General features: G+C 68.5%; 6 protein-coding genes. 2 read left to right on the top strand and 4 right to left on the bottom strand.

What is annotated here, in order from left to right; translation table 11 throughout:
- On the top strand, positions 1-1,575 hold a 1,575-nt coding region (locus tag VB080_RS13495; protein ID WP_323418973.1), incomplete at its 5' end, for a DUF885 domain-containing protein.
- Positions 1,576-1,776: 201 nt separating this feature from the next.
- Positions 1,777-3,032 (top strand): IS3 family transposase gene (locus VB080_RS13490; RefSeq protein ID WP_323418972.1). Its coding sequence is split into 2 segments (ribosomal slippage): positions 1,777-2,062 and positions 2,062-3,032, totalling 1,257 coding nucleotides; the frame shifts between segments, so codons are not numbered across the junction.
- 183 nt (positions 3,033-3,215) lie between these two features.
- On the opposite strand, the gene VB080_RS13485 is transcribed toward VB080_RS13490, so the two are convergent.
- The 4 genes from VB080_RS13485 to VB080_RS13470 all read right to left on the bottom strand — a co-directional run bounded on the left by VB080_RS13485 (position 3,216) and on the right by VB080_RS13470 (position 7,469).
- Positions 3,216-4,157 (bottom strand): type IV toxin-antitoxin system AbiEi family antitoxin domain-containing protein, encoded by a 942-nt coding sequence (locus tag VB080_RS13485; RefSeq protein WP_323418971.1) that lies wholly within the window; start codon positions 4,155-4,157, stop codon positions 3,216-3,218.
- A gap of 664 nt (positions 4,158-4,821) precedes the next feature.
- On the bottom strand, positions 4,822-5,817 hold the full coding sequence (dhaK, locus tag VB080_RS13480; RefSeq protein ID WP_323418970.1) for a dihydroxyacetone kinase subunit DhaK: 996 nt from the start codon (positions 5,815-5,817) through the stop codon (positions 4,822-4,824).
- A gap of 246 nt (positions 5,818-6,063) precedes the next feature.
- A complete protein-coding gene (gene dhaL / locus VB080_RS13475) occupies positions 6,064-6,696 on the bottom strand; it encodes a dihydroxyacetone kinase subunit DhaL (RefSeq protein ID WP_323418969.1) in 633 nt (210 codons plus the stop codon).
- Positions 6,693-7,469: an HAD-IA family hydrolase gene (locus tag VB080_RS13470; protein WP_323418968.1), complete on the bottom strand. Its 777-nt coding sequence runs from the start codon at positions 7,467-7,469 to the stop codon at positions 6,693-6,695. Before VB080_RS13470 ends, dhaL begins: the two co-directional genes overlap by 4 nt.
- Between the last annotated feature and the right edge of the window lie 237 nt (positions 7,470-7,706).

Raw genomic sequence — 7,706 nt, 5'->3', positions numbered from 1 at the left:
CTGATGACCGATTACTCCCCGTCCGGTCATGCCGAACGGGCCGACCTCGATCGCGCCACGCTCCGAGAGCTCGCCCGAGCGGTTCCGGCAGACCCCACCGACCAGGTGACACTCGCGGCGATGCGCGACCAACTCGGCCTGCGGGTCGACCTGTTCGACGCCCGGGAGTACACCGCCGACCTGAACGTGATCGCCAGCCCGCTGCAGGAACTGCGTGACGTCCTGGATCTGATGCCCACCGACACCATGGACGACTGGGCCACCATCGCCAGCCGGGTCGCCAAAGTGCCGGACGCGATCCGCGGCTACATCGCCTCGCTGCGCGAGGGCGTCCGGGACGGCTTGGTGCCGGCGGCGTTGCAGGTGTCCGAAGGGATCAAACAGGCCGAGGATCTCGCCGACCCGGCGTCCTCCTTCTTCGTCAGCTTCACGGCGAACGCCCGGCCGGACGGCGACCCCGTGCCGGCCGCACTGGCCCACGATCTGGAGCGGGCCGGTCGCGATGCTGCTGCCGCCTACGGCGAATTGGCGCGCTTCCTGGCCGACGAGGTGGCGCCACACGCGCCAGCCGCAGACGCAGTGGGACGGGAGCGCTACGCCCGCTTCTCGCGGGTCTTCGTCGGCGCAGCGGTGGACCTGGACGAAACCTACGAGTGGGGCCTGGAGGAACTCCAGCGGATGACCGACGAGCAGAACGCCATCATGGCTGAGATCGCCGGGCCCGGAGCCACGATCGAGGACGCCGTGGCCGTGCTGGACTCCGAACCCGCCTACGCCCTGCACGGCACCCGAGCGCTGCAGGAGTGGATGCAGACCACCGCCGACTCGGTGATCTCAGCCCTGAACGGCGTGCACTTCGACATTCCCGAACCAGTGCGGACCATCGAGTGCATGATCGCCCCGACCCAGAACGGCGGCATCTACTACACCGGCCCCAGCGACGACTTCAGCCGTCCGGGCCGGATGTGGTGGTCGGTGCCGCCGGGTGTCACCGAGTTCACCACCTGGCGGGAGAAGACCACCGTCCATCACGAGGGCGTACCGGGCCACCATCTGCAGATCGCCCAGCAGGTGTACGTGCGCGATCAGCTCAACAGCTGGCGACGGTTGGTGCTGTGGACTTCGGGTCACGGCGAGGGCTGGGCGCTGTACGCCGAGCGACTGATGGAGGAGTTCGGCTTCATGGCTGATCCCGGCGACCGGCTCGGCCTGCTGGACGGACAGCGGATGCGGGCTGCCCGCGTGGTGCTGGACATCGGCGTGCACCTGCGCAAGCCCTGCCCGGAACGCTGGGGCGGTGGCATCTGGGACGCCGCGAAGGCCTGGGAGTTCCTGCGCGCCAACGCCAACATGGACGAGGCGTTCCTGCGCTTCGAGCTCAACCGCTACCTGGGCTGGCCCGGTCAGGCTCCTTCCTACAAGGTCGGACAGCGACTCTGGGAGCAGGCCCGCGCTGCTGCCGAGCTGGCGGCCCGCGATCGGGGCGAGCAGTTCAGTCTGAAGGACTTCCACACCCGGGCGCTGAATCTGGGCTCGGTGCCGCTGAGCATCCTGCCGGAGGCGCTGGGACTGTAGCGCCCCTGCACGGACGCGCAACCGGGAACCTTCACCCGGCTCAACGAGACACTGCGCGTAGCGCCCCCGCGCGGACGCGCAACCGACGCACCCCGGCCCGTCCACACCCCGGCCCGTCCGCACCTCAGCCCGTCCACACCTCAGCCCGTCTGAACCGCCCCGGGATGTCCGGAGGCTCCAATCCTTGGGAAGGTTGGAGTCATGTCAGGGAACACGAACAAGAGGTATCCCGCTGAGTTGAAGCAGCGGGCGGTGCGGATGTACGGGGAGGTCCGGTCGGACCACGACACGGATTGGGCAGCGATGGGCAAGGTGTCCGAGCTGCTGGGTGTCGGGCAGGAGACGCTGCGTAAGTGGGTGCGGCAGGCTGAGGTTGACCAGGGCGCCCGGCCCGGGGTGACCAGTGAGGAGTCGGCCGAGGTCAAGCGGCTCAAGCGTGAGAATGCTGAGTTGAAGCGGGCGAACGCGATCCTGAAGGCCGCGTCGGCTTTCTTCGCGGCCGAGCTCGACCGGCCCGGGCAGTGATCGTGGACTTCATCCGCGAGCACGCCGACCACCTGCCCGCCGAGGGCGGGTTGCGATGGGGTGTGGAGCCGATCTGTGCCGTGCTGTCCGAGCATGGTGTGAAGATCGCCCCGTCGACCTACTACGAGTGGCGCGACAAGCTGCCCACCGCCCGCGACGAACGCGACGCTGTGCTGCTCGAGCACATCCGCCGGGTCCACGCCGCGAACTTCGGGGTGTACGGGCCCAGGAAGGTGTGGTTGCAGCTGAACCGGGAAGGCATCGGGGTCGCGCGTTGCACCGTGGAGCGGCTCATGAAGGCCGCCGGCCTGGCCGGGGTCGTGCGTGGGAAGGTGAAGAAGACCACCATCGCCGGTGTCGGCCCACGACCCGAGGACCTCGTGAAACGAGGGTTCGCGCCAGCCGCGCCGAACCTGCTGTGGGTGGCCGATATCACGTACGTGTCGACCTGGTCGGGCTGGGCCTACACCGGGTTCGTGATCGATGCCTACGCCCGCCGTATCCTCGGCTGTCGGACCGCATCCTCGATGACCGACACCCTCGTCCTCGACGCCTTGGAGCAGGCGATCTGGACCCGCGAACAGGAAGGCCGCGACGACCTCGGCGCGCTGATCGCCCACACCGACAGGGGCTCGCAGTACGGGTCGATCCGCTACACCCAGCGGCTCGCCGAAGCCGGCATCACACCCTCGGTCGGGGCCGTCGGCTCGTCGTACGACAACGCCCTGGCCGAGACGATCAACGGCCTGTACAAGACCGAGGTCATCAAACGCAGGCCGTGGCGGACCGTCGAGGAGGTCGAACTCGCGACCGCCGAATGGGTCGACTGGTACAACCACCGACGCCTCCACGAGTACGCCGGAGGCGACCTCACCCCCATCGAAACCAAGACCGCGTACTACGCTCACACCGAAGCCTCAGCAGCAAGCTGAGGCAGACACACCACCGAGTCTCCGGACTCACCGGGGCGGTTCAGTCCGCACCTCAGCCCGTCCGCACCCCGGCCCGTCCACACTCCACCCCGCCCCGCACCTCTCTGTCCACTCTGCGGGCCCTGCTCCGACTCCGCCCCTCCAACTCGACCCTGCGCGCGCTACAACAGACGCCAAGTCGCGTTAGGCACGCAGAGTGCGACGGAGTGCTTCGAGTTTGGCGGGGGTCATGCGCTCTGCGGCGTGCTTCCGCGCCAACTCCAGTCGACGGCCGAAGGTCGGCGGGCTGGACAGCTCACGGCTGCCCCAGCGAACCATGTGCCAGCCGAACGACAGCAGGTCCTCCTGGCGTCCCTTCTCTTCCATGACAACATCCGCGGCCGTCTGACCTGGCCGGAGGAGTTCGGCGTACTTAATCCGACCATCAAACTCTCCGAGAAGGCCGAGATCGAGCCACCCGAAGTCAGAGCGGTAGTTCGAGCCCCCCACCGTCAGGTTGACTTGCAGAGTGGGCAGCGGGATCCCCAGTTGACACATGACCAGCCGGCTCCACGACTCACCAAAGCTCTCGCTCCTCCCGTCCGCTCGTTCGACGACATATCTCGCCCGGCGGTTTCCCGGACGTCGCGGCCAGCGATCGATCTGTTCCTCCAGCGACTCCCGGGGCAGCCCTCTGCGCAGCGCCAGATCAGCTGCCGCCAGGCCGTACTCCGGCGGAGCATGTCGGGCGAGATCCACGACTGTCCGGGCGAGGGAGGTTGTGACGTATCCGTCCGCCACCGTGATGTCCTCCGGCCGAAGGGGCGCCTTGAGGACGTGCAACTGGGGCGAGAGCTTGCCACCACCTGCCGATGAACGCGTCACCCATACCCGGGTCAGTGTGGACGCCGGCACGGCCAGGCCATGGAGCACCGCCGCCGAGAAGTGACTGAGAACAGCATCGGTGTCGAGCAACGGCATCGTCCCGGCCATGAGCTGGAGGTGCCGGTCAACGCGGCCGGACTCCCAGCCAGAGCTGTAGGCACCCCGCCGTAGCCGAACCAGTTCACCTCGCCGAACGCGGGCGGCGATCTCGTCGTGGGAGAAGCCGGCTCGGACCATGTCTCGTGTCAGTTGAACCTGCATGCCAGCAGTTTCGGCACCCAGCCGCGCCTTGGTTCACCCAACCACAAAACTGTGGATAACTCCCTGGGTCCCCCTCCTTCATCCACACCCGACGCCACCAGCCGGCTCTCCCGCACCACGCCCCGTCCCCCCCGCACCACACCCCCCGTCCACCCCAGCGCCGCCAGAACGACTCTGCGTTCCCACCTCGACATTGCGCGTGCTGTTGCAGACGCAAAGTCGAGGTGAAGAGGCAAAGTGCGAGTTCGGGACGCAAGGTGGTCCGGGGGTGAGCCGAGGGTAATCGGTGATCCGGGAGGCGGTGATCCGGGGGGTGAGCCAAGAGCGACCCGAGGGGCAGTGACCCGGAAGTGAGCCAAGAGCGACCCAGGAGGCGGCGATCCGAAAGCGATCCGAGGGGTGATCCAGGAGCGAGGCGGGGAGCGGTGGTCCGGGGGGCGACGATCCGGAGGTGCTCCGGGACGGCTCCGGGGAGGCGAGTGTCCAGCGCCGAATCGGCTGCGGGCTCCAAGGAGCCCCCGACTGCGGGCTTCAAGGATCCACCCGAAGAGCCGCCAGCGCTGGATTCGTCGCGCACCGTGAGACAATCCAGCGCCGGATCGGGTTTCGGGGCCCTGCGGACCGTAGCGGGCGATCTGGCGCTGGATTCGCCTCACACGACGGGTCAGAAGATCCGGTTGACGATGGACGCCGGTGCGGCCAGCAACTCCTCGATCTCGTCGTCCAACTTCACCAGGGTGAGCGAGGCTCCGGCCATCTCCAGGCTGGTGCAGTACTCACCGACGTAGCTGCGGGCGATCGTGATCCCCTGGGCCTGCAACTTCTTGGCGGCGATGCCGTAGAGCAGGTACAGCTCGCTGATCGGGGTGCCGCCGAGGCCGTTGATCATCAGGGCCACGCGGTCGCCTGCGCTGTAGGGCAGGTCGGGAACGACCGCGCCCAGCAGTTCGTCCACGATCTCGTCAGCGCTGACCAGCTTGGCGCGGCGCCGTCCGGGCTCGCCGTGGATGCCGACGCCGACCTCCATCTCGTCGTCGCCGAGGTCGAACAGCGGGGCGCCCTTCGCTGGCGGGGTGCAGGCCGTGAGCGCGATGCCCATCGTCCGGGTGACCGCGTTGATCTTCTCGCCGACCGCGTAGACCTCCTCCAGCGAGGCACCCTGCTCAGACTTCGCGCCGACGCCCTTGATGACGAAGAAGTTGCCCGCCACACCGCGGCGTCCGACCGTCCAGGTGGAGTCCTGCACGGCGACGTCGTCGTTGATGAACAGCGTCTTCACCGTGATGCCGTCGGCATCGGCCAGCTCGGCGGCCATGTCGAAGGCCATCCGGTCGCCGGTGTAGTTGTTGACCAGCAGCAGCACGCCCTTGTCAGAGGCGACCCGCTTGGCGGTCTCGTAGACGTAGTCAGCCGGCGGGGCAGCGAACACGTCGCCCGGGCAGGCGGCGTCCAGCATGCCCGGGCCGACCACCATCACGTGGGCGGGTTCGTGGCCGGAGCCCGAGCCCTGGACGATGCTGACCTTGTCGTTGTTCGGGGCGTCGATGCGCATGATCAGGTTGTACTCGGGCACGTAGGTGATGGTGTCCGGGTTGGCCAGCGCGATGCCCTCGAGCATCTCGGGTACGAACTGCTTGGGATCGTTGACGAACTTCTTCATGACTCTCCTTCGAATGGTGCGGATGAGTTGGTTGGGTTGACGAAGTGCTTGGGACGGTGGGGCAGCGGGCCGGGGGACGGTTCCTCGGCCCAGGCTCCTGCCGGCTCGCTGGGGAGACCAGCCAGGGAACCGTCCCCTGGCCCACCCTGGCCCAGTCCCTTGGCCCATGATTCCGGCGTCCCACCTTGTCAGCGGCGGTTGCCGGAGGTGAGCCGAGGAACCGTCCCCTGGCCCGGAGGTAGCGGGTCAGGCGGGCCAGGCGGCAGCCAGGGCTTCGAGCAGGACGGCGATCGCGGTGGCGCCGGCGTCCACCGAGCCGATTGAGCGTTCACCGGTGTAGGCGGCACGGCCACGCATCGCCTGCAGGGACGCGGTCGCGTCCGCCGTCTCCCGGGCGGTCGCGGCCATCGCCTTGACGATCTCGGACGGGGCCGAGCCCCGGGCGAGTTCGGCTTCCAGAGTGTCGATCGCCGGGACCAGCGAGTCGAGCAGGGTCTTGTCGCCGAGCTCGGCCTGACCACGGGCTTTGATTCCTTCGACGGCGGCTCGCAGTGCACGCACCAGGTCCTCGCCCTCGAAGGTCTCCTTGCTCTTCAACTGGGCGCCGGTGCGCAGGAAGGCGGTGCCCCAGATCGGACCCGAGGTGCCGCCGATCCGTCCCGAGATCGTGGTGGCGACCTTCTGCAGGAAGACGCCCGGGTCCGTCCGGTCGAAGGAGTCCCACTGGTCCAGGACGATCTCGAAGCCGCGAGCCAGCGAGTAGCCGAAGTCGCCGTCGCCGACCACCGCATCGAGTTCGCCGAAGTAGGTCTCGTTCGCCAGGATCGTCTCCGAGATGGTCCGGACGACGAACTCGGTGTCGGCAAGGGTTCCGCTCATGTGGTGTGCTCCTTCGCTATCAGGGCGGTCAGGTCGGTGAGGGTGAGACAGTCCTCCGGTTCGATACCGTCCGGGCTGGCGATCACGGTCGGCGGGGCGCCCGGGGCGCCCAGGTCGCTGAGGACCAGCGCAGCACCGGTGAAGTCGTCCTCGGCGGTGAAGGCGCTGACCGTGACGACGGTGGTGAGCCCGGCGGCCCGCGCGGCGGCGACCCCGATCCCGGAGTCCTCCACCACCACGCACTCGGCGGGATCGAGCTGGAGATCCTCCAGCACCTTCAGGTAGATGTCGGGCGCCGGCTTCTTGGCCTTCACCACGTCACCGGCGAAGACGTGCACCTGCGCGTAGCTCGCGTCCCCGGCCGCGTGCCTGAGCACCGCCCGGACGCTGGCCTCGGCGGACGTGGAGGCCACCGCGACCGTCCAGCCCGCTGCCAGGGCATCGGCGATGATCCGGTGGATGCCGGGACGCCCGGGCAGCAGCCCGTCCGCCACCCGCTGGGTGAACAGGGCGGTCTTGCGCAGATGCAGTTGCTTGATCCAGTCGGCCCGCTGCTCAGCCGTGGTGGCGCCGATCCGGGCGTCCAGGTCGGGGGTGAAGACGGACGCGATGCGCTCCTTGCCGCCGCCGATCTTCACCTTCTCGGCGTAGTCAGCCTCGCTCCAGGTGATCGGCAGCCCGGCTTCGGCGAAGGCCGCGTTGAAGGCTGGCAGGTGGCCGTCCCGTTCGGTGTCGGCCAGCACGCCGTCGCAGTCGAAGATCAGGGCCGGCATGTCGGACACCTCCCGGGCCCAGGGACGGTTCCCCGGCTCACCTGCTGGTCGACACCGGGCCGGGCGGCTGTCCCCTGTCGCCTCGTGCCCGTTCCGGGCCGGGGAACCGTCCCCTGGCTCACCAGCGTCATCTCAGGCCTTCCCCACACTGCCGAAGACCTCCGCATAGCCCGTGGTCAGGTCGCGGATCTCGGCGGCGACCGCCTTGAACAGCGACGGCGGATCCCACTTGTCGGC

The organism is Propionicimonas sp. (genome assembly GCF_034927565.1).
GTDB lineage: Bacteria > Actinomycetota > Actinomycetes > Propionibacteriales > Propionibacteriaceae > Propionicimonas.
Note: the sequence above shows the minus strand (reverse complement) of the source record. Positions and strands in the feature narration are given on the sequence as shown.